Source organism: Halovulum dunhuangense, from assembly GCF_013093415.1.
In the GTDB taxonomy this organism is placed as follows: Bacteria; Pseudomonadota; Alphaproteobacteria; order Rhodobacterales; family Rhodobacteraceae; genus Halovulum; species Halovulum dunhuangense.
Genome location: NZ_JABFBC010000003.1, coordinates 35,784 through 58,876, shown reverse-complemented (window position 1 = coordinate 58,876; position 23,093 = coordinate 35,784). Strand labels below are relative to the sequence as shown.

At 68.6% G+C, this 23,093-nt stretch carries 24 protein-coding genes and 1 tRNA gene; 12 read left to right on the top strand and 13 right to left on the bottom strand.

The features are described 5' to 3' along the window. Nucleotides 1-8: 8 nt before the first annotated feature. Genes HMH01_RS15360 through HMH01_RS15330 form a run of 7 tightly spaced genes read right to left on the bottom strand, consistent with a single transcriptional unit; the run spans nucleotide 9 to nucleotide 6,825 of the window. Nucleotides 9-764: an SDR family NAD(P)-dependent oxidoreductase gene (locus HMH01_RS15360; RefSeq protein WP_171326677.1), complete on the bottom strand. Its 756-nt coding sequence runs from the start codon at nucleotides 762-764 to the stop codon at nucleotides 9-11. Next, nucleotides 761-1,972 (bottom strand): DegT/DnrJ/EryC1/StrS family aminotransferase, encoded by a 1,212-nt coding sequence (locus HMH01_RS15355; protein ID WP_171326676.1) that lies wholly within the window; start codon nucleotides 1,970-1,972, stop codon nucleotides 761-763. The genes HMH01_RS15360 and HMH01_RS15355 overlap by 4 nt, the downstream gene beginning before the upstream one ends. A 10-nt stretch (nucleotides 1,973-1,982) precedes the next feature. After that, entirely contained in the window at nucleotides 1,983-3,302 is a 1,320-nt protein-coding gene (gene hpsN, locus HMH01_RS15350) for a sulfopropanediol 3-dehydrogenase (RefSeq protein WP_171326675.1), read from the bottom strand. Between the two features lie 58 nt (nucleotides 3,303-3,360). Next, entirely contained in the window at nucleotides 3,361-4,407 is a 1,047-nt protein-coding gene (locus HMH01_RS15345; RefSeq protein WP_171326674.1) for an ABC transporter substrate-binding protein, read from the bottom strand. A 34-nt stretch (nucleotides 4,408-4,441) separates the two neighbouring features. Further along, complete coding sequence (locus HMH01_RS15340) at nucleotides 4,442-5,239, bottom strand: ABC transporter ATP-binding protein (RefSeq protein ID WP_171326673.1); 798 nt, start codon at nucleotides 5,237-5,239, stop codon at nucleotides 4,442-4,444. 11 nt (nucleotides 5,240-5,250) lie between these two features. Continuing rightward, on the bottom strand, nucleotides 5,251-6,036 hold the full coding sequence (locus HMH01_RS15335) for an ABC transporter permease (protein ID WP_171326672.1): 786 nt from the start codon (nucleotides 6,034-6,036) through the stop codon (nucleotides 5,251-5,253). A 3-nt stretch (nucleotides 6,037-6,039) separates the two neighbouring features. Continuing rightward, complete coding sequence (locus HMH01_RS15330; protein WP_216366896.1) at nucleotides 6,040-6,825, bottom strand: ABC transporter permease; 786 nt, start codon at nucleotides 6,823-6,825, stop codon at nucleotides 6,040-6,042. 155 nt (nucleotides 6,826-6,980) lie between these two features. Here HMH01_RS15330 and HMH01_RS15325 point away from each other — a divergent pair, with 155 nt between their 5' ends. Next, nucleotides 6,981-8,006, top strand: coding sequence for a LacI family DNA-binding transcriptional regulator (locus tag HMH01_RS15325; RefSeq protein WP_171326671.1), 1,026 nt, complete (start codon nucleotides 6,981-6,983; stop codon nucleotides 8,004-8,006). Here the strand turns inward: HMH01_RS15325 and HMH01_RS15320 are convergent. From HMH01_RS15320 to HMH01_RS15310, 3 genes are all read right to left on the bottom strand, one after another. Continuing rightward, nucleotides 7,998-8,672 carry a class I SAM-dependent methyltransferase gene (locus tag HMH01_RS15320; RefSeq protein WP_171326670.1) on the bottom strand — a complete coding sequence of 225 codons (675 nt, stop codon included), beginning with the start codon at nucleotides 8,670-8,672 and terminating at the stop codon, nucleotides 7,998-8,000. The two genes, HMH01_RS15325 and HMH01_RS15320, sit on opposite strands and share 9 nt — an antisense overlap. Before the next feature lie 78 nt (nucleotides 8,673-8,750). Continuing rightward, on the bottom strand, nucleotides 8,751-9,383 hold the full coding sequence (locus tag HMH01_RS15315; RefSeq protein ID WP_171326669.1) for an NrsF family protein: 633 nt from the start codon (nucleotides 9,381-9,383) through the stop codon (nucleotides 8,751-8,753). Then, nucleotides 9,380-9,928: a sigma-70 family RNA polymerase sigma factor gene (locus HMH01_RS15310; protein ID WP_171326668.1), complete on the bottom strand. Its 549-nt coding sequence runs from the start codon at nucleotides 9,926-9,928 to the stop codon at nucleotides 9,380-9,382. Before HMH01_RS15310 ends, HMH01_RS15315 begins: the two co-directional genes overlap by 4 nt. Nucleotides 9,929-10,105: 177 nt before the next feature. Between HMH01_RS15310 and HMH01_RS15305 the strand changes: the two genes are divergently transcribed. The 4 genes from HMH01_RS15305 to HMH01_RS15290 are packed head-to-tail and all read left to right on the top strand — an operon-like array spanning nucleotide 10,106 to nucleotide 12,540. Continuing rightward, nucleotides 10,106-10,417, top strand: coding sequence for a BufA1 family periplasmic bufferin-type metallophore (locus tag HMH01_RS15305; protein WP_171326667.1), 312 nt, complete (start codon nucleotides 10,106-10,108; stop codon nucleotides 10,415-10,417). Between the two features lie 56 nt (nucleotides 10,418-10,473). Continuing rightward, nucleotides 10,474-11,325: an MNIO family bufferin maturase gene (gene bufB, locus HMH01_RS15300; RefSeq protein WP_171326666.1), complete on the top strand. Its 852-nt coding sequence runs from the start codon at nucleotides 10,474-10,476 to the stop codon at nucleotides 11,323-11,325. Beyond that, a complete protein-coding gene (locus HMH01_RS15295; protein WP_171326665.1) occupies nucleotides 11,315-12,064 on the top strand; it encodes an HvfC/BufC N-terminal domain-containing protein in 750 nt (249 codons plus the stop codon). Before bufB ends, HMH01_RS15295 begins: the two co-directional genes overlap by 11 nt. Then, nucleotides 12,061-12,540 carry a DoxX family protein gene (locus HMH01_RS15290; protein WP_171326664.1) on the top strand — a complete coding sequence of 160 codons (480 nt, stop codon included), beginning with the start codon at nucleotides 12,061-12,063 and terminating at the stop codon, nucleotides 12,538-12,540. Before HMH01_RS15295 ends, HMH01_RS15290 begins: the two co-directional genes overlap by 4 nt. Here HMH01_RS15290 and HMH01_RS15285 read toward each other — a convergent pair. Both HMH01_RS15285 and HMH01_RS15280 read right to left on the bottom strand, forming a co-directional pair. Next, the gene (locus HMH01_RS15285) at nucleotides 12,537-13,298 is read right to left on the bottom strand and encodes a COG3904 family protein (protein WP_171326663.1); all 762 of its coding nucleotides are present in this window, start codon (nucleotides 13,296-13,298) and stop codon (nucleotides 12,537-12,539) included. The two genes, HMH01_RS15290 and HMH01_RS15285, sit on opposite strands and share 4 nt — an antisense overlap. Nucleotides 13,299-13,319: 21 nt before the next feature. Next, complete coding sequence (locus HMH01_RS15280; protein ID WP_171326662.1) at nucleotides 13,320-14,624, bottom strand: hypothetical protein; 1,305 nt, start codon at nucleotides 14,622-14,624, stop codon at nucleotides 13,320-13,322. Nucleotides 14,625-14,946: 322 nt separating this feature from the next. Between HMH01_RS15280 and HMH01_RS15275 the strand changes: the two genes are divergently transcribed. From HMH01_RS15275 to HMH01_RS15245, 7 genes are all read left to right on the top strand, one after another. Beyond that, entirely contained in the window at nucleotides 14,947-15,978 is a 1,032-nt protein-coding gene (locus tag HMH01_RS15275; protein WP_171326661.1) for a LacI family DNA-binding transcriptional regulator, read from the top strand. 97 nt (nucleotides 15,979-16,075) lie between these two features. After that, nucleotides 16,076-17,392 (top strand): ABC transporter substrate-binding protein, encoded by a 1,317-nt coding sequence (locus HMH01_RS15270; RefSeq protein WP_171326660.1) that lies wholly within the window; start codon nucleotides 16,076-16,078, stop codon nucleotides 17,390-17,392. A 106-nt stretch (nucleotides 17,393-17,498) separates the two neighbouring features. Further along, entirely contained in the window at nucleotides 17,499-18,377 is an 879-nt protein-coding gene (locus tag HMH01_RS15265; protein ID WP_171326659.1) for a carbohydrate ABC transporter permease, read from the top strand. Between the two features lie 10 nt (nucleotides 18,378-18,387). Then, the gene (locus HMH01_RS15260) at nucleotides 18,388-19,218 is read left to right on the top strand and encodes a carbohydrate ABC transporter permease (RefSeq protein WP_171326658.1); all 831 of its coding nucleotides are present in this window, start codon (nucleotides 18,388-18,390) and stop codon (nucleotides 19,216-19,218) included. Nucleotides 19,219-19,301: 83 nt separating this feature from the next. Further along, the gene (locus tag HMH01_RS15255) at nucleotides 19,302-20,306 is read left to right on the top strand and encodes an ABC transporter ATP-binding protein (protein WP_171326657.1); all 1,005 of its coding nucleotides are present in this window, start codon (nucleotides 19,302-19,304) and stop codon (nucleotides 20,304-20,306) included. Next, complete coding sequence (locus HMH01_RS15250) at nucleotides 20,303-21,076, top strand: L-iditol 2-dehydrogenase (protein WP_171326656.1); 774 nt, start codon at nucleotides 20,303-20,305, stop codon at nucleotides 21,074-21,076. Before HMH01_RS15255 ends, HMH01_RS15250 begins: the two co-directional genes overlap by 4 nt. Continuing rightward, a complete protein-coding gene (locus HMH01_RS15245; protein ID WP_425483623.1) occupies nucleotides 21,076-22,563 on the top strand; it encodes a mannitol dehydrogenase family protein in 1,488 nt (495 codons plus the stop codon). Before HMH01_RS15250 ends, HMH01_RS15245 begins: the two co-directional genes overlap by 1 nt. 185 nt (nucleotides 22,564-22,748) lie before the next feature. Here the strand turns inward: HMH01_RS15245 and HMH01_RS15240 are convergent. Further along, nucleotides 22,749-22,825 (bottom strand) — tRNA-Met (locus HMH01_RS15240). Nucleotides 22,826-23,093: the final 268 nt, after the last annotated feature.

Sequence of the window (23,093 nt, the reverse complement as noted above, 5' to 3'; positions counted from 1 at the left end):
GATGCTGCTCATTTCGCGGTGAACCCCCCATCGACATAAAGCGTCTGGCCGGTGATGTAGGCCGACGCGTCGGAGGCAAGGAAGATCGTGGCGCCCCTTATATCCTCCAGCCGGCCGTTGCGCCCGATCGCGGTCTGGGCGGCGTTGCGCGCGGCCAGCGTCTCGTTGGCGAACACCGCCTCGGTCAGGGGCGTGGGAAAGAAGCCGGGCGCGATGGCGTTGCAGGTGATGCCATGGGCCGACCACGCCTCGGCGATGGCGCGGGTCAGCTGCACCACGCCGCCCTTGGCCGCACCATAGGGCGCCGAATTGGCGAAGGCGCGCGCGGATTGCAGCGAGGCGAGGTTGATGATCCGGCCCCAGCCGCGCGCCTTCATTCCCGGCGCAAGCGCCTGGGTCAGAAGAAACGGCGCGCGCAGATGGATCGCCATGTGCAGGTCGAACGCCTCGGGCGTGACCTGCCCGAAGGGCTGGCGCAGGTTCATGCCGGCGGCGTTCACCACGATGTCCACCGCGCCCGCCTGTTCCGCCAGCGCGCGGATCGCGTCCGGATCGCCCAGATCCGCGGGCAACGCCGCGGCGTCGATCCCTTCCGAGATCAGCGCCGAGGCGGCGTCATCGAGGCGCGCGCCGCCGCGGGCGACCAGCCGCACGGCCGCGCCCTGAAGCCCCAGCGCGCGGCCCATCTCGAGCCCCAGGCCCGAGCTTCCGCCCGTCACCATGGCCGTGCGGCCGGACAGGTCGAACAGCGCCGAAAGTCTCATGTGCTCACCGGGTCAGGGGCCGCTTGCACTGCCGCCGCCACGATGGCGGCGATGCGGTCGCGGGCGTTGTCGTTCAGGCCGAGGGGCAGGCGGATATCGACCAGCGTATCCAGGATCGCCTGGGTCGCCGGGGCCACCGGATGACCGGGCAGATCGCCCCAGTGCCGGGGCGCGCTGGTATAGCCCTCGGCCCGGTCGGCGCCGAACCATTTGACATGCAGGCCCTGCGCGCGGCAGTCGGCCACGAAGCGCCGGATCCGGTCCCGCGAGAATTCCGGCAGCCGGAACTGGAGCGAGCTTTGCACATATTCCTCCTGCGGGGGCCGCTGGGGCAGGTGCAGGCCGGGCACCGCGCCCAGCCTTGCTGCCAGCGCGTCATGGGTGGCGTTCCAGTCGCGCGCCCGGTCCGGCAAGGCGTCGAGCTGCGCCAGCGCCAGCGTCGCCGCGATCTCGGACAGGCGCAGGCTGAAATTGGGGCAGCGGTCGCGCCAACGCTCCATCACCGCGTCCGGCGGGCAGGTGCCGTTCTGGGCGTAGAGCATGTAGCTGCCCGACATCAGGATCGCGCGGGCGGCGATGTCGGGGTCGCGGGTGACAAGGATGCCGCCCTCGCCCGCGTTCACATGCTTGGCCTGCTGGAAGCTGAAGCAGCCCACGCGCCCGAAACTGCCGGTGGGCCGGCCCGCCCAACTTGCCCCCATCGTGTGGGCGCAATCCTCGATCATCGAAATGCCCAGCCGGTCGCAGATCGCGGCAAGCCGGTCCAGATCGCCCACATGCCCGCGCATGTGCGACACCAGCAGGTGCCGCGCGCCGGTGGCGGCGGCCTTTTCCTCCAGGTCGGCGGGGTCGATCACCAGGTCGGCGGTGATCTCGACCGCGACGGGGCGCGCGCCCGCGTTCGCAATGGCGCCCAGCACCGGGGCCAGCGTGAAGGCGCCCATCAGCACCGGGTCGCCCGGCTTCACGCCCGCGCCCAGCAGCGCCAGATACATGGCCGATCCGCAGGAATTCACGGCGACCGCGTAGGGTACCCCGATCAGCCGGGCAAAGGCGCGCTCGAGCCGGGCCGCCGCGCCCGGGGGGGCGCCCGACTCGCCGTAGCGGTGCAGGCGGCCCCGGACGAGCAGTTCGGCCACGGCGGCCTGCGCTTCCGCCGGGATCGGTGGCGGCGCGCCAAGGTCGATGTGCTGCCCGTCCGAGGTCATCTTCCGTGGCTCACTCCACGGATTCGACGGGCCGGCCCAGGTCGAAATTGTGGCCGGGATAGTATTTCGCCATCCGCACGTCGGCGGTGCGGGCATGCGCCTCCATCCCCTCGAGCCGCGAGATGCGGGCAGTCGCCAGCGACAGCGTCTTCGACGCCTCGCGGTCGGCGCGCTGCCAGGTCAGGGGCTTGAGGAACTTGTGCACCGACAGGCCCGCCGAATAGCGCGCGGCGAACTTGGTGGGCAGGATGTGGTTCGGGCCCGACGCCTTGTCGCCGAAGGCGACGGTGGTTTCCTCGCCCAGGAACAGCGAGCCGTAGTTGGTCAGGTTGTCGAGCCACCAGTCCAGGTCGCGGCAATGCACTTCCAGATGCTCGCTCGCGTAGCGGTCCGACACCTCGACCAGCTCTTGCCGGGTGTCGCACAGGATCACCTCGCCATAGTCGCGCCAGGCAGCACCTGCGGCGTCGCGGGCGGGCTGCGGCAGGTCGTCGATCAGTTCGGGCACGCGCGCCATGACCTTTTCGGCCAGGGTCCGGGAATCGGTGAACAGCCAGGCCGGGCTTTCATGGCCATGCTCGGCCTGCCCCACCAGGTCGACCGCCACGATTTCCGGATCGGCGGTGTCGTCGGCCAGGATCCCCACTTCCGAGGGGCCGGCAAAGACGTCGATGCCCACCTTGCCGAACAGGGTGCGCTTGGCCTCGGCCACATACTTGTTGCCGGGGCCCACGATGATGTCGGCGGGCTTGCCGGTGAACAGCCCGTAGGCCATGGCGGCGATGGCCTGCACGCCGCCCAGCGTCAGCACCATGTCGGCGCCCGCCACCTTCATCGCGTAAAGCACATAGGGATGGATGCCGCCGCCCCGGTAGGGGGTGGAACAGGCGATCACGGTCTTGACGCCGGCGGCCTTGGCGGTCGCCACCGACATGTAGGCGGACGCGATATGCGCATAGCGCCCGGTGGGAACGTAGCAGCCGGCCACGTTGCAGGGGATCATCTTCTGCCCCACGATCAGGCCCGAGCCCATCTTCTGCTCGAATTCGTGGATCGACTCCTTCTGCGCCAGCGCGAAGCGGCGCACTTCCCCGGCGGCGAAGGCGATGTCCTCGCGGACCTGGTCGGGCACTTCGGCGGCGCGCGCCTCCATTTCCTCGCGGGTGACGACGATCGGCCCATCCCACTTGTCGAGCGCCTTGGCATAGTGGCGCACGGCCTCCTCGCCCTCGGCCTCGATGCGGGCCAGCATCTCGTTGACCACCGCCTGCGCGTTGCCGGTCTCCGTCTCGGGAGTCTTGGTCGCCTTCTTGAGATAGGTAATCGTCATCGTTCTCTCTCGTGCATGGGGGCCCCGCCGCGCAGGAATGGCGCGGCGGGGCGCGGTGTCAGTCCTGACGGTTGGCGAAGGCGGCCAGATCGGGGTCGTCCGCTACCATCTGCATGAAGCTCGGGTCGATGAAATCGGCAGGCGCGGGGGCCGCGGCAAAGGTGCCGACGGACGCCATGAAGCCGCCGATATTGCCCAGCCACTCGTCCACGTCCGCCTGACCGTCGGCGCGGTCGAGGATGGCCAGCTGCTCGTCCAGCAGGAAGGTCGGGCGCATCGCGAACTCGGATTCGACGGCGCTGTCGGAAATCTCGACGCCGCCCTCGGAGTAGAAGTCCACCAGCATCTCGCGGGCTTCTTCCGGATGGGCCTCGGCCCAGGACCAGCCGCGCAGGTAGACGGCCAGGAAGCGGGCCACCAGTTCGGGGCTTTCCTCGGCGAAGCCGGGGCGCACCACCAGCGCGCCCGGCACGATCGCGCCGGCATCGGCGCCCGAGCACAGGTAGTCGCTGTCGGCGCGTTCCTGAAGGGTATAGGTGTTGGGCGCCCAGACCCCCGCGATATCGCCGTTGCGCGAGATGATCGCCGAGATGATCTGCGCCTGGGCGAGGTTCACGAACTCGACCGCCGAGGTGTCCACGCCCCACATGCGCAGGCAGGCCTGCGCGGCGTAATCCGCCGTGGAGTTGGTGGTGATCAGGATGCTCTGCCCCGCGATCGACGACGGATCGGCCTTCAGCCCCTCGAGCACGTCGTTGCGGGCCATCAGCGTGTTGGCGGCCGACTCGTCATTGGTGATGCCCACGGTCTTGAGCCCGAAACGCTCGGCGCCCAGGACGGCCGGGACCGACCCGGTGCCGCCCACGTCCCAGTCGTTCGCCTGGGCGGCGGCGATCTGCGGCGCGCCGGCCGGGAAGGTGCTGAAGGACGGCTCGAGGCCAAGCTCGGCCCACCACCCCTTTTCGGTGGCGACGTAGAAGGGCAGCGCCCAGTAGAGCGCGGGCTGGTAGCTGATGTTGATCGGCGTCAGGTCCTGCGCCGCTGCGGGCAGGCTGGTGCTTGCCATCAGCGCGGCAAGGCCGAGGCCCGCTATCCGGTTGTTCATCTCATCCTCCTTGTTGGGTTTTCCGGGTCTTCTCTCAGGCGGTCTGCGCCGCCTTCTCCTCGCGCAGGCTGCGCCAGATATGGGTGCGCAGGTGCACGAAACTCTCCAGGTCCATGACGTCCTCGATCTTCTCGTAGCTGTCCCAGTTCTCGGACTTGCGGATCGAGGCGACGTCGAGCACCTCCTTGATGCGGCCGGGCGCGCGGGTCATGATGACCACGCGGTCGGCCAGGTAGACCGCCTCTTCCACGGCATGGGTGATGAACAGGACGGTGCGCGGGTTCTTGCGCGCCAGCCGCACCAGTTCCTCCTGCATGACCACGCGGGTCTGGGCATCCAGCGCGCCGAACGGCTCGTCCATCAGCAGCACGTCGGGATCCAGCACATAGGCCCGGGCGATCGCCACGCGCTGCTGCATGCCGCCCGAAAGCTGGTGCGGGAAATGGCCTGCATAGCGGGTCAGGTTCATCAGCTCGAGGATGCTGTTGATCCGGTCCTCGCGTTCGGACCTGGCCACGTTCTGGTTGCGCAGGCCCAGCTCGATGTTGTCGTGCACCGTCTTCCAGGGGAACAGCGCGAACTGCTGGAACACCACCGCGCGTTCCGGCCCGGGGCGGCGGATTTCCTTTTCATCCACCAGCACCTTGCCCGACGAGGGGAAGTCGAAGCCCGCCACCAGCCGCAGGCAGGTCGTCTTGCCGCAGCCCGAGGGGCCGACGATGGCGACGAATTCCTTGTCCTGCACCTCCAGGTCGATCTCCTTCAGCGCCACGAAGGGTTTCGCCTTGGACCCGAACACGCGGCCCACATTCTCGAAACGGATGACACCCATCTGAATTCTCCTCAGGTCTCGAGGCCGCGGCGGCGCAGGATCAGCCGCTCGGCAAGGCGCAGGGCGCTGTCGAGGGCGAGACCCACGAGGCCGATCGCGATCATGCCCGCCATGACGGTGGTGGTAGAGACGTTGGCCTGGCCCTGGACCATCATGTAGCCGACCCCGCGGGAAGCGACGATCAGCTCGGCCCCCACCAGGCTCTGCCAGCCCAGCCCCGCCGACACCCGCAGCCCCGAGATGATCGAGGGGACGGATGCGGGCAGCAGGATCTCGGTGATGACGCGGCGGTTGGGCGTGCCCAGCATGTTCGCCGCCTCGATCAGCCGGGGGTCGACGAATTTCGCGCCGCGATAGGCGTTGATCACGCAGGGCGGAAACGCGCCCGCGAAGATGATCATGATCGGGCCGCCGATGCCGGTGCCGAACCAAAGCGCCGCGAAGGGCACCCAGGCGATGGGCGCGATGAAGCGCAGCCCGTCGAAGATGGGCGAGACGATCTCGTCCAGCAGGCGGAACCAGCCCATCAGCAGCCCCAGCGGCACGCCGATCACGGCGGCCAGCAGGAAGCCGTAGGCGAAGCGCATGAAGCTGGCGGCCAGGTGCTCGGGCAGCGTTGCGCCCGCGAAGCGCCGGTCGAGAAGCGTGGTGAAGCGGTCGAACACCTCGACGGGCGTCGGCAGGAACAGGTTCGGCACGATGCCGCTGGCGGTCAGCCCGAACCACAGGCCGAGGAAGGCGGCAAGCCCGGCAAGACCCAGAAGCAGCACCTGAATGGGATCGATGCGTCCGGTCATGGTTCAGCCCCTCCCCGCCAGCGCCGCGGCCTGGTTCCAGCCCAGCGCGCGCGCCTCGGCCATGGCCAGAAGCTTGGTGGTGGCCCAGCCCAGGATCGCCACCGCGATCATGCCCACAAGGATCATGCCGGGATAGAGATCCTGCTGCGCCACGTTCAGCACCCTTCCCAGCCCGTAGAAGGCGCCCACCAGTTCGGCCGCGACCAGCGTCGTCCAGCTAGCCTGAAGCGACAGGCGAAGCCCGGTGAAGATCATCGGGCTTGCGGCAGGCACCAGCACCTCGCGCACGAAGCGCGGGCCGGGCGTTCCCAGCATGGCGGCCGCCTCGAGCACCGGGCGCTCGATGGTGCGCACGCCCGCATATGCGTTGATGACGGAAGGAACGAAGGCCGCGAACCAGATCACCATGACCTTGGCCGAGTCGCCCAGGCCAAGCCACAGGATGGCCAGCGGGATCCAGGCGAGCGGCGGGATCGGGCGGATGATGAGAAAGACGGGGTTGATCAGCGCCTCGGCCCGGCGGCTCCAGCCCATCAGCAGGCCGAGCGGGACCCCGGTGACGATCGCGACGATGAAGCCCATCGCCACCAGCTTCAGCGAGTTGAGCACATGCTCGATCAGCGTGCCGCCGGCATACCCCGCGATGCTGACCTGGTTCAGCGCGGTCAGCGTGGCGGCGGGGGACGGGAAGCGGCCCGGCGCGATCAGGCCAAGCAGGGTCGTGGCGACATACCACAGGACGGTAAGGCACAGGATCGTGGCCGCCCCGATCTTCATGCGTCTCGACACATGTCCCTCCCCTCTGGTGTTCTTGTTTGTTGTTCTTGTCTTTTGCAAGCGTTTACATTTTTTCAGAAATTGCGTCAACGAAAAATGTGGATGCGTTGTATGTCGCGATGCCTTGCTGTATGAAATGAATGAAAAGATTTTCATGGCATCCTCAGATGGCACGCAGATCCCGTCCCGGCCTGACCGATATCGCCCGCGAGGCGGGCGTTTCCGTCGCGACCGCGTCGCGCGCCCTGTCGCAGCCCGAACTGGTCCGCGACGACACGCTGGAACGGGTTCTGGCGGTCGCGCGCAGCCTGGGCTATGTCCCCGACCGCGCCGCGCGCGCGCTGGCCTCGGGGCGCACCAGCACCGTGGGCGTGGTGATCCCCACCCTCAACAGCCCGGTCTTCGCATCGACCCTTCAGGAAATGCAGCGCAACCTGGCGGAAGCCGGGTTCCAGCTGCTGGTGGCGTCGCATGAATACGACCCGGCCTCGGAACTCGCGGCGGTGGAAAAGCTGCTCTCGCACGGCGTCGATGGACTGGTCCTGGTGGGCGGCGACCGGCTGGAGGCGACCTGGCGGATGATCGACGCGGCGGGCGTGCCGATCCTGCAGATGTGGTGCGGCCGCGACGACCACCCCATCGTCGGCGTCGACAATCACCTTGCGGGGCTGCTGGTCGCGCGCCACCTGCTTGAACTGGGCCACCGCCGGATCGGCGTCATCACCGGGAACCTGCGCCACAACGACCGGCAGGCCGAACGCCTGCGCGGGATCCGCGCGGCGCTGGCCGAGGCGGGGCTGTCGCTTCCGGCGGCCCATGTGACCGAGCAGCCGCTGTCGGTTCCCGGCGGGCGTGGCGGCTGCGCGGTGCTGCTGGAACTGGCGGACCGGCCGACCGCGATCATCGGTACGGTGGACGTCATCGCCATCGGCGCCATGGCCGAGTGCCAGGCGCGCGGCATCCGGGTGCCCAGCGACATCTCGGTCGCGGGCATCGACAATGTGGAACTGGCGGCCCATGTCTCGCCGTCGCTGACCACCGTCAACATCCCCTCCGAAGGGATCGGCGCCCAGACCGTGGCCGCGATGCTGCGCCAGATCTCGGGCGGCGGGCGGCCGGAAAGCATCGTGCTGCCGATCGAGCTGGTGGAGCGGCATTCGAGCGCCCTGCCCCGGCGCAAGCCCTCAGGCTGAGGGGGACCCGCGCCTGGCCGTGAACAGCACCTGCCCGCGGGGCAGCATCCGGTCGGACCGCTCCACCGCCCATCCCGTGACCCGCGCCATGTGGTGCACATCCGCCTCCAGCAGGTGATAGGGCGGGCGCAGGTCATGCGTCACCACCCCGTCCGCCTGGCGGTACGGCGTCACGGCACGGGCGGCGTCGGGCACGAGAAACACGGTGAACATCAGGCAGCGCAGCCGCGTCAGGCGGGACAGGTTCACCAGCGCCCGGCGCAGATAGGCCAGCGGCAGATGCGGGAACACGGCAAAGGCGATGGCGTAGTCGATCGTGTCGGGCACGCCGGGACAGGCGAAATCCGCATCCTCGATCAGCCGCTCCTCGGGCAGGCGCGAAGGGTCGGGCAATTCCGCGGTTCTTCCCGCCAGCATCAGCGCGCGCGAGGCGTCGGTGGCCCAGTAGTGCCCCGGCTCGAGGAAGGGCACCGCCTTGCAGCCCAGCCGCAGCGCCCCCGCCCCGATGTCGAGAAGCCGGTCCGACGGCCGCATCCCCGCCGCCAGCAGGATTTCCATCTGGATGCGCCCGGTCTCTTCCCAGCGGCCGCCCACCACGTCGCGGTGGCGGCCCGCGCGGATCGCCGCGTCGTGAAAGCCGGGCGCGTCATAGGGGTTCTGGGTCATGGCCGGCGGGTCCGCGGATCAGGGGCTGCGCCCGCCCCTTGCGCCATCCGGGGCGCGGCCGTCAATGGCGCATCTGGCCTACCAGCGCAGGACGCGCGCGCCGATGACGCTGCCCAGCGCGGTCATCACGAGGATCCCGGTCCCGTAGGCGGGCAGCACGAACAGCGCCGCATCCTGGTCGCAGTAGATCGCATAGATCGCCGCCGCCACGCCGCCCGAGACCAGCCCCGCCAGGGCACCGCTGAGCGCGGGGCGCTGCGGCGCGCCGCTCGACAGCGCCCAGAGCGTGGCCGCAAGCATCGGCAGCGCCAGAAGCGGGATGCTGTAAAGGCAGGTCACCAGCGTCGGATTGGCCAGCGCCGCGTCGACCCCGGGGGCCCCGCCGCGCGCCAGCGCCACGCCGAAACCCGCGACAAGCGCCCCACCATAGACCAACAGCAGCGTCGCGCGCCCGCCCGGCCGGGTCTCGGGGCGCGACAGCCACAAGGCCAGCGTCGCGGCCAGCGCGGCAAGGGCCAGCGGCAACAGGTGCTTGAGGACCGCAACCGACATAAGCGCCGCCGCCAGATCGGGGCGCGGGCCCCAGAAGGCAAGCAGCGCCAGGACCGACAGCGCCGCGGCGGGAGGGGCCGCGCGCAGCAGCCGCCGGCCCGCGCCGGGGCGCTGCAACGTGTCGGCGGCAAGCGCCGCGATCAGGTCGTCGGTCTTCATTCCATCATCCTTTCGCGCAGCCGCGCGATGCTTTTCAGCGCCCGGTGCAGTGCCACCCGCACCGCCCCCTCGCTCATCTGGAGCCGCTCTGCCGTCTCGGCAACCGTCTCTCCGCGAATCCCGAAGCCGCGCACGATGTCGGCCGCGCGGGGTTCGAGCGCGCCCAGCACCCGGTCCAGATCGTGCGAGAGCAGCGGGTCGGGCTCGTCCGCGGCCCTGAGCAGATCCGCGAAATCCTCGATCGGCAGGTCGACCCGCGCGCCCCGCGCCCGGAACGCATCCGCCACCTTGTGCCGCGCGATGGCATAAAGCCACGGCCTGAGCGGGGCGTCCTCGCGCCAGGTGTGGCGCTTGAGATGAACGGCCAGAAGCACTTCCTGCACGATATCCTCGCATCCCTCCGGCCCCAGCACGGTGCCGCGCGCCCGGACGATGCCGCGCAGCACGGGCGTGATCGCACGCAACAACTCGCGATAGGCCAGCGCGTCGCCGCGGTTGGCCGCACGCATCAGCTCTTCCCAGGTGGCGACACGTTCCAGTCTCATCCTCCTTCCATTCGGAGCGGCAGGGCGAATTGTTACGCGGAACCGCCGGCGGGATGCGGTCATTTCTTCCGGCGCCCGAATTCACGTCCGCGTGAGCCCTGTAACACGCCCGCCGCGCTTTCCGACCTGCCTTTCGGGAACGCATTCAGGCCTCCCCCCAACAGGAGTTCATTCGACATGACCATGAAGACCCTTTCGCTTCCGCTTGCAGCCTCCGTCGCGACCGCGCTGTCGCTGGCCGCCGGATTCGCCCATGCCCAGTCCGAGCCGATGGAAAAGTGCTTCGGCGTCTCGCTCGCGGGCCAGAACGACTGCGCGGCCGGCCCCGGCACGACCTGCGCCGGCACCTCGACGGTGGACTACCAGGGCAATGCCTGGACCCTGGTGCCCGAAGGCACCTGCGCCTCGATCGAATTGCCCGCGATGGCCGATGGCGGAGCGCGCATGGGCTCGCTCGAGGCGCTCGAGCGCGACCTGCCGCCCGCGTGATCCGAAGCTGCGGGGCGGGCCCCTCGCCCGCCCCGGCACCCCGACAGGAGAAAGCCATGACCCGCCTTCCCGCCAAAGCCGGCCTGGGCTTCAAGCCCGAGCACTACCGCGACATCGCAGCCGCCCCCGGCGCCGTCGGCTTCTACGAGGTGCATGCCGAGAACTACATGGGCGCGGGCGGCGCGCCGCATGCCATGCTGGCGGAAATCGCCCGGGATCACGCGCTGTCCATCCACGGCGTGGGGCTCTCGATCGGCGGGGCGGGCCGGCTGGACCGTGACCACCTGGCGCGGCTGGAACACCTGCTCGACCGTTACCAGCCCGCAAGCTTCTCGGAACACCTTGCCTGGTCGAGCCATGGCGCGGCCTGGCTGAACGACCTGCTGCCCCTGCCCTATACCTCCGGCACGCTGGCCACGATCTGCGCCCATGTGGACGAGGTGCAGGAAACGCTTGGCCGGCGGATGCTGCTGGAGAACCCGGCGACCTATGTGACCTTCGACAACTCCACCTGGTCCGAGACCGATTTCCTGGCCGAGATCGTCCGGCGCACCGGCTGCGGCCTGCTTCTGGACGTGAACAACGTCTTCGTCTCGGCCATCAACCACCGCTTCGACCCGCGCGCCTACCTGGCGGCCTTTCCGCTGGCGGCGGTGGGCGAGATCCATCTTGCCGGCCACGACACCGAGGAGTTGCCCTCGGGCCCGCTGCTGATCGACAGCCATGGAAGCCCGGTGGCCGATCCGGTCTGGACGCTTTACGCCGAGGTGCTGGCGCGCACCGGCCCGTTGCCCACGCTGATCGAATGGGACACCGACCTGCCCGGTTTCGCCACGCTTCTGGCCGAGGCCGCCCGCGCGCAGGCGATCCTGGACCGCCAGCCCCGCGAGGCCGCCGATGCGGCCTGATCCTGCCCACGCAAAGGGCGAGCAGGCGTTTCACGCGGCGCTCTGGTCGGGCGAGGCGCCCGCAGGGCTGACCGCCCCCGACCGGGCCGAGGTGGCACGGCGCTTCGCCGTCTATCGCAACAACGTGCAGCACGGGCTGAGCCGGGCGCTGGCCGCGCGCTTCCCGGTGATCGAGGCGCTGCTGGGCGGGGAGTTCTTCACCGCCATGGCGCGGGTCTTCATCGGGGACTCACCGCCGCGCGACCCGGTCCTGCTGACCTGGGGCGATGGCTTTCCCGGCTTTCTGGACCGCTTTCCCCCCGTCGCGCACCTGCCCTATCTGGGCGAGGTGGCGACGCTGGAACTGGCGCGGGGGCGCGCCTATCACGCGGCGGATGCGCCGCCGGTGCCGCCCGGTGCCCTTGCGGTGCCCGAGCCGGAGACGCTGCGCCTTGCGCTGCACCCGTCGGTGGCGCTGCCTGCCTTTCGCCACCCGGCGGTGCGGATCTGGCAGGCGCACCAGCCGGGCGCGGGCCCCGCGCCGATCGCGCCGGGCCCCGATCATGCGCTGATCGCCCGCGCGCCCGATCTTTCGGTGATCGTCGCGCCATTGGCGCCCGACACCCACGCGGTGCTGACGGCCCTTGCCGCCGGCGCGCCGCTGGGGGACGCGGCGGCGCATGGCGATCCCACCCCTGCCCTGACGCTTCTGCTGCGCCACGGGCTCATCACCGGCACCACTCACGGAGACGCAGAATGACCGATGCAACCACGACCGCGGCCCCCGCGCCGCGCAGCGCCCGCGGGCTGATCCGGCGCATCAACGGGCTGGCGGGCCTTGTGCCCGCCGACCTGGTGGCGCTGGCCGCGCGGGTCTTTCCGGCGGTGGTGTTCTGGCAATCGGGCCGCACCAAGGTCGAGGGGCTGGAGATCAAGGACGCCACCTGGTTCCTGTTCGAGCAGGTCTACGCCCTGCCCCTGATCCCGCCCGCCTGGGCGGCGGTGATGGCGACGCTGGCCGAGCATCTGCTGCCGGTGCTGCTGGTGCTGGGGCTGATGTCGCGGCTGTCGGCGCTGGGGCTGCTGGCCATGACCGCGGTGATCCAGGTCTTCGTGTTTCCGGATGCCTGGGTGACTCACGGGCTCTGGGCGGTGGCGCTGCTCGTGGTGATCCGCGCGGGGCCGGGGCGGCTGTCGCTCGACCATCTTCTGGGGCTCGACGGGCGCGCGGCCTAGTCGGTCATCTCGGTGGCAAGGCGCGTCTCGCGCAACTCTTCCTCGACCAGAAGGTAGATTTCCTCGGGCGGCGTGTTCAGCGAATGGCGCATGAGCGCCGGATCGACGCCCATCTCGATCAGGTACTCCATGGTCAGGCCCTGCCCGTGCTGGATACCCTCGACCGCCAGGAAGACCGGCATGAAGCCGGGCGCGTCGTAATAGTGCTGGTGCATGCCGACCGCCGCCCCGCGCGAGACGCGGCGCGCATCGCCCGCGGCCAGGATGTAGGGGCAGGACGACAGGCAGAACATGCCCGGCAGCATCACCGTGTCGGCCCCCGCCTGCCTGATCTGCCGCCCCATCGCCAGCGCCTCGGCCACCACGCCGCCGGGGCTGTTGAGGGCGATGGCCTCGGGCGGCGCGGCAAGGCTGGCCAGATGCGCGGCCAGCCGGTCGGCATCGCCCGGGGTCACGGGGCCGTTGAGCAGAAGCGCATCGCCGATCCCCGCGACCGGCACCGTTTCGAACTGCATGCGCGCCGGCATGTCGGCGGGCAGGTCGATCCCCGGCGGGGCGGGGCGGTCGGTGAAGCCGGGCGCCGTGCGCGCGGGGTCGTAGGGGCGCACCTGGTCACCGGGCGAGACCGGCCCCGTTGGCAGGGTCCGTTCCCCGGCGAAGCGGGGCAACCAGCGGGCGTCGATATCGGCCACCACCAGCAGCACCGCCAGCACCGCCTGCCCCAGAAGCACGAATTTCAGGCTTCTGCCGATGGTCATTCCAGGTGCCGCCATACGCCTTTACTCGGCCGCGTCACGACGGGGGCCAGGGGCGTCCTGCTCGGGCAGCGCACGGCGCAGGATCTCGGCATCGGCCGCACCCATCGACGCCTCGACGTCGCGCATGGCGTTGATCGCGGCTTTCAGATCGGCCAGCGTCAGCGTCTCTTCGATGGAAAGCCCGTCGCGCCCGCTGCGGATCGCTGACTGGGTGATGGCAAGCACGAACACCAGGATCCCCGGCAACAGGTCGATCGCGATGGCGCCGGCCCAGGAGGGCACGAAATTGCCCGCGTAGCGGATCACCGCGTCGGCGCTTGAGATGGGGTTGTAGGCGGTTTCCTGCGGCGGCTCGATCGCCAGCACCTCGTCTGCGGCGCGCCTCAGGCTGGCGCTGCGCTGGTCGAGCGCATCCAGCACAGAGCCGATGGTCGAGGATTGCGCCTGCCGGACCGTGGCGTTGCGCCCGTCGAGTTCCGGCAGCACCACCGAAGCCGGCAGATCCTCGGCCGCGCGCGCGACCAGCGGCGCCACGGAATACTGGTTGAGGCTGGCGATCACCCCCGCGAGCCGCACGCTTTCCTCGGAAAAGGCGACCGAACGCTGTTCGACCGGGCCGGGCGCCACGGTCAGCGCCCGCATCCGGCCAAGGATCGCGTTTCCTTCGGCGAAGGCCTGGTCGATCAGGGGCTGTTCGGCGGCAATCTGTTCCTCGAGGTTGCGCAGCTCCTCGGTCTTCTGGGTCAGCACCCGGAACACCGCCCCCTCGCCCGCGGTGCCCGACAGATCGCCCGAGCGTTCCTGGTCGGCCAGCGCCTCGAACGCCTCGCGGGCGCGCTGCACCTCGCGCCCCAATGCAAGGCCCGAGAGCGCGATCTCGTGGGACTGCTCCAGCGCCGCCTGGTAGTCGCGCACGGTATTCTCGAGATGCTGCTCCACCGCCGCCGAACCCGCCAAGGCCGCCGCGTTCAGCCAGCTCGACATCGCGACGATCGCAAGCGAGCCCACGAAGGTCGAGATCGTCAGCCCGATGAAGCCCGCGGCGCTGCGCATCGCGGGCAGCAGCCGCAGCATGTAGCTCCAGAACACGAAGATGCCGACGGACACGGCGACCGAATAGGCCACGGCGGCGAAGAAGGACATCGCGCCGGTATCCTCGAGCAGCGAGGACACGCCGAGATAGGTGTAGATGCCCGAGGCGACCGCCAGCACGCCGAGCGCGGCCGGCGTGAAGGTGTCGAGCCAGGCGATATGCCCCTCCAGTTCGCGGGCCGTCCGAAGCCCTTTCGCCTCGCCCGCCGTCAGCCTGCGCGATGCCTCACTCACCCCAACCCCCGTTCCTGCCCGAAGCGCGCCACCGCGCGGCGCCCCACGGTTCAGACCGCAACCGGCCCGCCCCGCCAAGCCAGAATTGCGTCATTCGGGGCTGGGTTCAAACACGTTCTGTTCAGCGGCGCCCGGGTGGCGGGCCGGGACGCCATTGTGGGGCACCGTCTTCTCGCCGTAGATCGGGGCATGCCGGGTGCGAAAACCGACGCAGCCGGAATCGCGACAAGAGATATCTTTACTCGCGTAATATATTCGGGGAACCTGTCAAGGGTTGCAAGGTCAGGACGGTCGGGGCGCGCGGGGCCCCGCGGGGCGAGAGATGAGCGAACAGAAGATCAGGAACATGGAGGAGTTCGCCGCGCTGAGCGGACTCTCGCGGCCCACCGTATCCAAGTATTTCAACAACCCGGCCAGCGTGCGGGCGCGAACGCGCGAGCGGATCGAGGAGGCGCTGGAGCGGTACGACTTCCGCCCGAACATCTATGCGGTCAACCAGAACCGCAGCCTGACCAAGAATGTCGGCATCGTGGTGCCCTATCTGGCCGACCCCTTCTTTGCCGAGATCGCGCGGATCCTTCAGCGCCGCTGCATCGGCGCGGGGTTCTCCCCGATCCTTTACAGCGCGTATGGCGAGCAGAAACTCGAGGTCGAGATCCTCGAAGGGCTGACCGCGCTGAAACCCGCCGGCGTGTTCCTGGCGCCGCTGGGGCGCCTGTCGGACAGAAGCGCAATCGAGCGGTTCTGCCGCGACGTGCCCACCGTGCTGTTCGACAGCAATGTAGAGGGGATGGGCGAAGCCTTTGTCGGATCGGACAATTTCAGCTTTGTGCAGCAGACCGTGGACTACCTGTGCCGGACCGGGTCGCCACCCTGCTTCTTCGAGATGCGCACCCCCGCGAACCCCAACGCCAACAAGCGCCGCCACGCCTATCTGAAGCTGATGGAGGATGCGGGGCTGGAGCCGCATGTGATCCAGGTAGAGGGCGAAGGCTGGGGCTTCGAGGAAATCGGGCGGCGCGGCGCGATCGAGCTGATCGATTCGCGCGCCCTGCCCACCGACACGATCCTGTGCAGCAACGACCGACTCGCCATCGGGTTCCTGTCGGCCTGCTACGAGCGTGGGCTGCGCGTCGGGCGCGGCGAGGGATGCGCGCTTCGGGTCGCCTCGCATGACGATCACCCCTTCTCGCGATTCACCTGCCCGGCGCTGACCACGGCCGCGCATGAATACGAGTTGGTGGCCGACAAATGCATGGAAACGCTGTTTTCCCTGATCGAGGCGGGCGGGCGGTTCTCGACCCGCGACGAGACCCTGATCCCGGCGCGACTGATCCTTCGCGTCTCTGCGTGAAGCCTCTAATTTACGCGCGTAAAGATTTTTGTTGACGCGGGCCATGCCTGTTGCGTAGCCTTCTGCCTACAAAGCATCCAAACCAGGGAGGAAAAGGATGTCCCGCACCACCGCGCTTCGCGCGTCCTGCGCTCTTGCGCTCTGCACCTTCGCAGCCGCCGCCTCGGCCCAGGATACGACGATCACGATCGCCACGGTCAACAATGGCGACATGATCCGCATGCAGGGCTATACCGACCGCTTCACCGAGGCGACCGGGATCAATGTCGAGTGGGTCACGCTGGAAGAGAACGTTCTGCGCCAGCGCGTGACCACCGACATCACCACCAAGGGTGGCCAGTTCGACATCATGACCATCGGCATGTACGAGACGCCGATCTGGGGCGCCAATGGCTGGCTCGTGCCGCTCGACGGGCTGTCGGCGGAATACGATGTCGACGATATCCTGCCCGCCATGCGCAACGGCCTGAGCCATGACGGCACGCTTTATGCCGCGCCCTTCTACGGCGAAAGCTCGATGGTCATGTACCGCACCGACCTGATGGAGGCCGCCGGGCTCGAGATGCCCGAGGCGCCGACCTGGGAGTTCATCCGCGAGGCGGCCGCCGCGATGCACGACCCCGCGAACGAGGTCTATGGCATCTGCCTGCGCGGCAAGCCCGGCTGGGGCGAAGGCGGCGCCTTCATCACCGTGACCGCCAACTCCTTCGGCGCGCGCTGGTTCGACGAAGAGTGGAACGCCCAGTTCGACCAGCCCGAGTGGGAAGAGGCGCTGACCTTCTTCGTCGACCTGATGAACAGCTACGGCCCCCCGGGCTATGCGACCAACGGGTTCAACGAGAACCTGTCGCTGTTCCAGCAGGGCCGCTGCGGCATGTGGATCGACGCAACCGTCGCCGCCTCTTTCGTGACCAACCCCAACGACTCGAGCGTGGCCGACAGCGTGGGCTTTGCGCTGGCGCCGAACAAGGAAGGCGTGGACAAGCGCTCCAACTGGCTCTGGGCCTGGGCGCTGGCGATCCCGGCGGGCACCCAGCAGGCCGACGCGGCGCTTCAGTTCATCGAGTGGGCGACCTCGAAGGACTATATCGAGTTGGTTGCCGAGAACGAAGGCTGGGCCAACGTGCCGCCGGGGGCGCGCACCTCGCTTTACGAGACGCCGGAATACCAGGAAGTGCCCTTCGCGGAAATGACCCTGAACTCGATCCAGGCCGCTGACCCGACCAACCCGACGGTCGATCCGGTGCCCTATGTCGGCATCCAGTTCGTGGCCATCCCCGAATTCGCGGGCATCGCGACCGAGGTCAGCCAGGAATTCGCGGAAGTCTATGCCGGCCAGCAGTCGGTTGCCGAGGCGCTGGAAAACGCGCAGGCGCTGACCAACGACGCCATGGAAGCCGCCGGCTACCGGTAATCCTTCCTCCCCACGGGGGGCGGCCAAAGGTTGCCCCCCGACCCTGCCCGTCGTGTAGAATTCCGCAATTCCCGCGGCCCCGCCCGCCCACAGGAGAGGTGCGTCCATGGCGACCCAGCATTCGCGTTCCGCGGCCCGGCTGATGATGGCGCCGGCAGTTGTGCTCCTGCTTGGCTGGATGCTGGTGCCGCTGACCATGACGCTCTGGTTCTCGTTCAAGCGCTACCTGCCGATGCGCGGAGACTCGCTGGAGAACGGGCTTCAGTGGGTCGGCTTCGAGAATTACGTCCGCTTCATCGGCTCCAGTTCCTTCTGGCCCAGCGTGCAGGCCACCCTGCTGATCGTGGGCGGGGTGCTGGTGATCACCGTCGTCCTGGGCGTGCTGCTGGCGATCCTTCTGGACCAGCCGTTCTGGGGCCAGGGCATCGTGCGCATCCTGGTGATCGCGCCCTTCTTCGTCATGCCGACCGTGTCCGCGCTGGTGTGGAAGAACATGATGATGGACCCGGTCAACGGCATGTTCGCCCATATCTGGCGCTATTTCGGCGCGACCCCGATCTCGTGGATGTCGGATGCATCGGTGCAGTCGATCATCCTGATCGTGTCCTGGCAGTGGCTGCCTTTCGCCACGCTGATCCTGCTGACCGCGATCCAGTCGCTCGACAGCGAGCAGCTCGAGGCGGCCGAGATGGACGGCGCGCCGGTACTGTCGCGGTTCTGGCATATCGTGCTGCCGCATCTGGGCAGGGCCATCACCATCGTGATCCTGATCCAGACCATCTTTCTGCTGTCGATCTTCGCCGAGATCTTCGTGACCACGGGCGGATCGTTCGGGACGCGCACGCTGACCTACCTGATCTTCCAGCGGGTCGTGGACAGCCAGAACATCGGCCTGGGTTCCGCGGGCGGCGTCTATGCGATCATCCTGGCCAACATCGTCGCGATCTTCCTGATGCGCATCGTCGGCAAGAACCTGGACAAGTGAGGGGCTGATCATGGCACGCGCAGTATCCACCCGCCGCAAGATCGCCACCACCGGGCTTGCCTGGGCGATCGGGCTGTTGATCTTCTTCCCGATCTTCTGGACCATCCTGACCAGCTTCAAGACGGAAGCCCAGGCGATCAACAACCCGCCGCTGTTCTGGGGCTTCGACTTCACGCTCGAGAATTACGCCGTGGTGCAGGAACGCTCGGACTACATGCGGTTCCTGTGGAACTCGGTCATCATCGCCGGCGGCTCGACGCTGCTGGGCATCCTGATCGCGGTGCCGGCGGCGTGGTCGATGGCCTTCGTGCCGTCGAAGCGGACCAAGGACATCCTTCTGTGGATGCTGTCCACCAAGATGCTGCCCGCGGTCGGCGTGCTCTATCCCATCTCGCTTCTGTTCGTGGAGTTCGGGCTTCTCGACACCCGCGGCGGGCTGATCGTGGTGCTGATGCTGATCAACCTGCCCATCATCGTGTGGATGCTCTACACCTATTTCCGCGAGATCCCCGGCGAGATACTGGAAGCCGCGCGCATGGACGGCGCGGGGCTGAAGGAAGAGATCCTGTTCGTGCTGACGCCGATGGCCATTCCCGGCATCGCCTCGACCATCCTGCTGAACGTGATCCTGGCCTGGAACGAGGCGTTCTGGACGCTGAACCTGACGGCCGCCAACGCGGCCCCGCTGACCGCCTTCATCGCCAGCTATTCCAGCCCCGAGGGCCTGTTCTACGCCAAGCTCAGCGCCGCCTCGACCATGGCGATCGCGCCGATCCTGATCCTCGGCTGGTTCAGCCAGAAGCAACTCGTCCGCGGCCTGACCTTCGGCGCGGTGAAATGACGCCCGCCCGAGACGCCACAGGACACTGAAACACCCGCCCTCAAGTAGCGAAGCGGCAGGGCAACAAAGTTGGGAGAACCGGCATGGGACGCATCACGCTCGACAAGGTGCGCAAGACCTTCGGTGAGGTGGAGGTCATTCCGCCCCTCGACCTGACCATCGAGGACGGCGAGTTCGTGGTCTTCGTCGGCCCCTCGGGCTGCGGCAAGTCCACCCTCCTGCGGCTGATCGCGGGGCTGGAGGACGTGTCGGGCGGCGAGATCCGCATCGACGGCAACGACGCGACCATGGTGCCGCCCGCCAGGCGCGGGCTTGCGATGGTGTTCCAGTCCTACGCCCTTTATCCGCACATGAGCGTGCGCAAGAACATCGCCTTCCCGCTGCGCATGGCCAAGCTGGACGCGGCCGAGCAGGAGCGGCGCGTCAAGGCCGCGGCCGAGGTGCTGAACCTGACCGACTACCTGGACCGGCGGCCCGGCCAGCTGTCGGGCGGCCAGCGCCAGCGCGTCGCCATCGGACGCGCCATCGTGCGGGAACCTGCGGCGTTCCTCTTCGACGAGCCGCTGTCGAACCTGGATGCGGCACTGCGGGTGGGCATGCGGCTGGAAATTTCCGAGCTGCACAAGCGGCTCAAGACCACCATGGTCTACGTCACCCACGACCAGGTCGAGGCGATGACCATGGCCGACAAGATCGTCGTCCTGCGCGCGGGACGGATCGAACAGGTGGGCAGCCCGCTGGAGCTGTACCGCACCCCGCGCAACCTGTTCGTGGCGGGCTTCATCGGCAGCCCGAAGATGAACCTGATCCCCGGCGCGCCGGCAGCCGCGCGCGACGCCGCGACCATCGGCATCCGGCCCGAGCATATCACCGTCTCGCAGGATGCGGGCGAATGGCAGGGCAAGGTCGGCGTGTCCGAACATCTGGGATCCGACACGTTCTTCCACGTCACCTGCGAGGGGATCGCGGAACCCGTTACCGTGCGCGTCGGCGGCGAGATCGCCCTCGATTACGGCGACCGGGTCTTCCTGACGCCCGACCCGAACCAGATCCACCGCTTCGATAGCCAGGGGCTGCGCATCGCATGAAACGTCTGGACGGAAAGACCGCGCTCATCACGGGCGCTGCACGCGGCATCGGCCGCGCCTTCGCCGAGGCCTATGTCCGCGAGGGCGCCCGCGTGGCCATCGCCGACATCGACATCGCCCGCGCCCGCGAGACGGCCGCCCAGATCGGCCCCGCCGCCATTGCGGTGGAAATGGACGTGACCCGGCAGGACAGCATCGACGCCGCGGTGGCGGAAACCGTCGCAGCCCTTGGCCAGATCGACATTCTCATCAACAACGCCGCCATCTTCACGGCAGCCCCCATCGTCGAGATCACCCGCGCCGACTATGATCGCGTGTTCGACATCAACGTCGCCGGCACGCTTTTCACCATGCAGGCCGTGGCGCGCCACATGATCGAGCGGGGCATCCGGGGGCGCATCATCAACATGGCAAGCCAGGCCGGCCGCCGGGGCGAGCCGCTGGTCGCCGTGTATTGCGCCACCAAGGCCGCCGTCATCAGCCTGACCCAGTCGGCGGGGCTGAACCTGATCCGGCACGGCATCAACGTGAACGCCATCGCCCCCGGCGTGGTGGATGGCGAACACTGGGACGGCGTGGACGCCTTCTTCGCGAAATACGAGGGCAAGGCGCCGGGCCAGAAGAAGCGCGAGGTCGGCGATGCCGTGCCCTATGGCCGCATGGGCGTGGCCGCGGACCTGACCGGCATGGCGATCTTTCTCGCCTCTCCCGAGGCCGAGTACATCGTCGCGCAATGCTACAATGTCGATGGCGGCCAATGGATGAGCTGATGACCCTGACCCGCCCCGAACCCCTGTCGAACGCCACGCTGGCCGACCTGCCCGAAGGGGTAGAGCGCCCCCGCTACGACCGCCACGCGCTGACCCCCGGCATCGTGCATATCGGCCTTGGCAATTTCCACCGCGCCCACCAGGCCTGGTACACGCACCGGCTGATGCAGGAGGGGCTCGCACAGGACTGGGCGATCCTTGGCGCGGGCGTCCGGCCCTATGACGCTGCGATGCGCGAGCGGCTTCTGGCCCAGGACTGCCTGACCACGCTGATCGAGCTGGCACCCGACCACCGCGCGGCGGAAGTGACCGGCGCGATGATCGACTACCTGCCCATCGAAGAGGGGAACGGCCCGCTGGTCCGCGCCATGGCCGATCCGCGCATCCGCATCGTGTCGCTTACCGTGACCGAAGGCGGCTACTACATCGATCCGGTCTCGGGCTGCTTCGACGCGGGCCACCCCGATATCGCCCATGACGCGGCGCAGCCCGACCGCCCCCGCACCGCCTTTGGCGCGATGGTCGCGGCCCTGCGCCTGCGCCGCGCCGCGGGCCACCCGCCCTTCACCGGCCTGTCCTGCGACAACCTGCGGGGCAACGGCGCGATCCTGCGCCAGACGGTGGTGGGTCTTGCCCGACTGAGCGACCCCGACCTGGCCGACTGGATCGACACGACGGGCGCCTTTCCCAATTCCATGGTCGACAGCATCGTGCCCGCGACCGGCCCGGAGGAACTTGCCCTGGTGCGCGAGATGGGCATCGCGGACAACGCCCCCGTCACCCACGAGAATTTCCGCCAGTGGGTGATCGAGGACCGCTTCTGCGACGGGCGGCCCGACTGGGACCGGGTGGGCGCGACCTTTACCGACGACGTCCACGCCTACGAGATGATGAAGATCCGCATCCTGAACGCCGGCCACCAGGTGCTGGCGAATGCGGGCGAGCTGCTTTCCGTTCCGACCATCGCGGACTGCATGGCGCATCCCGCGATCTCGGCCATGTTCCGCAAGGTGCAGACCGAAGAGATCCTGCCCCATGTGGACGGGGTGCCGGGCATGACGCCCGGGGCCTATCTGGCGCTGATCGAACGGCGCTTCGCCAACCCTGCGATCCGCGACACGATCCGCCGCGTGGCCTTTGACGGCTCGTCGCGGCACCCCGGCTTCCTGCTGCCGATCCTGCGCGACGGGCTGGCCACGGGTGGATCTGTCGAGGGCCTGGCACTGGTCGAGGCGCTCTGGGCGCGCATGTGCGCGGGCCGCCGCGACGACGGCACGGTGATCGAGCCGAACGACCCCCACTGGGCGCAACTGGCGGCCGCCGCCGACGAGGCCCGGAACAGGCCCGGCGCCTGGCTCGCGCAAGGCGGGCTTTACGGGGATCTGGGACAGCACCCGGCCTTCGCCGCCGCCTTCGAGCGCTGGCTCGGCCTGCTCTGGCGGACCGGCACCGAGGCGACCCTGACCGCCTATCTCAAGGCCGCGTAACACCCGCCTTCTCGGCCATCCGGTCCCGCGCGGTCCACGCGCGCGCCCCGCGCTTGCGGCAGGGCGGGCGCGGACCGGCTGTGCCCACCCTGCCCCGGTGCCCGACACCCGTCCGACCCAAGGCAAAGCAAACCCCCGACAGGCACCGCTGGCGCCGGGTCTTCGCACGATGATTTCCGGATGGATGGTAGCGGAGGAGGGACTTGAACCCCCGACACGCGGATTATGATTCCGCTGCTCTAACCAACTGAGCTACTCCGCCGAAGCCGAGGCGGTGTTTAGGCATTTGCCGTGGGGGCGTCAAGCGGGAAGGTGGACATTTAACAGAGATGCACGCGGAACTACGACCTTCGGCCCAACACCACGCAATGGCTGATGGTCGTCGTCACCGGAACGTATCGGATGCGCGTTCGGCACATGCTCCCTCTGGTCGCTATAGGCGCCTTATTTTACCGCTTATTCCAAAAACCCGAGCGTCGTTGCGTAATTGACCGGCGTTTTGACCTAGGATCGGTTCCGGTTTTCGGGAA

Coding starts and splice junctions, on each gene's coding strand:
- HMH01_RS15360 (WP_171326677.1), bottom strand. CDS start 764: ATGAGACTTTCGGCGCTGTTCGACCTGTCCGGCCGCACGGCCATGGTG.
- HMH01_RS15355 (WP_171326676.1), bottom strand. CDS start 1,972: ATGACCTCGGACGGGCAGCACATCGACCTTGGCGCGCCGCCACCGATC.
- hpsN (WP_171326675.1), bottom strand. CDS start 3,302: ATGACGATTACCTATCTCAAGAAGGCGACCAAGACTCCCGAGACGGAG.
- HMH01_RS15345 (WP_171326674.1), bottom strand. CDS start 4,407: ATGAACAACCGGATAGCGGGCCTCGGCCTTGCCGCGCTGATGGCAAGC.
- HMH01_RS15340 (WP_171326673.1), bottom strand. CDS start 5,239: ATGGGTGTCATCCGTTTCGAGAATGTGGGCCGCGTGTTCGGGTCCAAG.
- HMH01_RS15335 (WP_171326672.1), bottom strand. CDS start 6,036: ATGACCGGACGCATCGATCCCATTCAGGTGCTGCTTCTGGGTCTTGCC.
- HMH01_RS15325 (WP_171326671.1), top strand. CDS start 6,981: ATGGCACGCAGATCCCGTCCCGGCCTGACCGATATCGCCCGCGAGGCG.
- HMH01_RS15320 (WP_171326670.1), bottom strand. CDS start 8,672: ATGACCCAGAACCCCTATGACGCGCCCGGCTTTCACGACGCGGCGATC.
- HMH01_RS15315 (WP_171326669.1), bottom strand. CDS start 9,383: ATGAAGACCGACGACCTGATCGCGGCGCTTGCCGCCGACACGTTGCAG.
- HMH01_RS15310 (WP_171326668.1), bottom strand. CDS start 9,928: ATGAGACTGGAACGTGTCGCCACCTGGGAAGAGCTGATGCGTGCGGCC.
- HMH01_RS15305 (WP_171326667.1), top strand. CDS start 10,106: ATGACCATGAAGACCCTTTCGCTTCCGCTTGCAGCCTCCGTCGCGACC.
- bufB (WP_171326666.1), top strand. CDS start 10,474: ATGACCCGCCTTCCCGCCAAAGCCGGCCTGGGCTTCAAGCCCGAGCAC.
- HMH01_RS15295 (WP_171326665.1), top strand. CDS start 11,315: ATGCGGCCTGATCCTGCCCACGCAAAGGGCGAGCAGGCGTTTCACGCG.
- HMH01_RS15290 (WP_171326664.1), top strand. CDS start 12,061: ATGACCGATGCAACCACGACCGCGGCCCCCGCGCCGCGCAGCGCCCGC.
- HMH01_RS15285 (WP_171326663.1), bottom strand. CDS start 13,298: ATGACCATCGGCAGAAGCCTGAAATTCGTGCTTCTGGGGCAGGCGGTG.
- HMH01_RS15275 (WP_171326661.1), top strand. CDS start 14,947: ATGAGCGAACAGAAGATCAGGAACATGGAGGAGTTCGCCGCGCTGAGC.
- HMH01_RS15270 (WP_171326660.1), top strand. CDS start 16,076: ATGTCCCGCACCACCGCGCTTCGCGCGTCCTGCGCTCTTGCGCTCTGC.
- HMH01_RS15265 (WP_171326659.1), top strand. CDS start 17,499: ATGGCGACCCAGCATTCGCGTTCCGCGGCCCGGCTGATGATGGCGCCG.
- HMH01_RS15260 (WP_171326658.1), top strand. CDS start 18,388: ATGGCACGCGCAGTATCCACCCGCCGCAAGATCGCCACCACCGGGCTT.
- HMH01_RS15255 (WP_171326657.1), top strand. CDS start 19,302: ATGGGACGCATCACGCTCGACAAGGTGCGCAAGACCTTCGGTGAGGTG.
- HMH01_RS15250 (WP_171326656.1), top strand. CDS start 20,303: ATGAAACGTCTGGACGGAAAGACCGCGCTCATCACGGGCGCTGCACGC.
- HMH01_RS15245 (WP_425483623.1), top strand. CDS start 21,076: ATGACCCTGACCCGCCCCGAACCCCTGTCGAACGCCACGCTGGCCGAC.